The sequence below is a fragment of the Komagataeibacter kakiaceti JCM 25156 genome (assembly GCF_000613305.1).
The window spans coordinates 1-712 of the sequence record NZ_BAIO01000820.1; the positions used below are offsets into that span (position 1 = coordinate 1).

Consider the following 712-nt stretch of genomic DNA (forward strand, 5'->3'; position numbering starts at 1 on the left):
GGCTGGGCCACGATGCCAGCCCGGCCCGCCCGGTCCATGCCAGGGCTGGGCATTGGCGGGAACGGATGCGACCAGCAGTCCCAGCGCAAGGCCGGTGGACAGCAGGGAGGTAGCAAATTTGCGCAGATGCATGGACTCGGAAAACCTCGACATATCGTAAAGCCGGATAACGGTACCAATCTAACCCGGACTCGTGTCGAAACAATGGCCGGGGGTTCAGGCGACCCAGGGCAGCCGTTTCGTCAGGGCGGATAACCGGTGGCGGCGCAGTTCGTTGCGTGCGCTGGCGTCATTGGCCATATAATTGAGCTGGATGGTGTAGCGCGGGCCGACATACTGCCGGTGGCCGTGCCATGTATCCGGCCCGTTGGGAAAGATGACCAGCGTGCCGGCGAGGGGCGGGATCTCGGCGGCGAAATCCTCCAGGTCATGGGCGTTGCGCAGCAGCCGCAGGCATCCCTCGTGGCGCGACCAGGCGCCGTTATCGGCGGGGTTGAGGTAAAGCAGCACCGTCACCCGCTTGCATGCGGAGTCGCGGTGAATGCGCCCGTCCTTGGCGCGCGTGCGCCCGCGCAGGGTCAGCATGGTGGGCGCGTCATCGAGTTCCAGCCCGAATTTGGCGGCGATAAGCCCGCGCAGGCGCGGCTGCTGCAGTTCCGCCACCAGTTGCGCCATGACGGGGGACAGGTTCAGCGCCTGTGGCGGGAACGAC

At 66.0% G+C, this 712-nt stretch carries 1 protein-coding gene; it reads right to left on the reverse strand.

Annotated elements, in window-relative coordinates:
* Window positions 1-216: 216 nt before the first annotated feature.
* The coding region (locus tag JCM25156_RS19225; protein WP_025814433.1) for a 2OG-Fe(II) oxygenase at window positions 217-712 on the reverse strand (496 nt) is incomplete at its 5' end.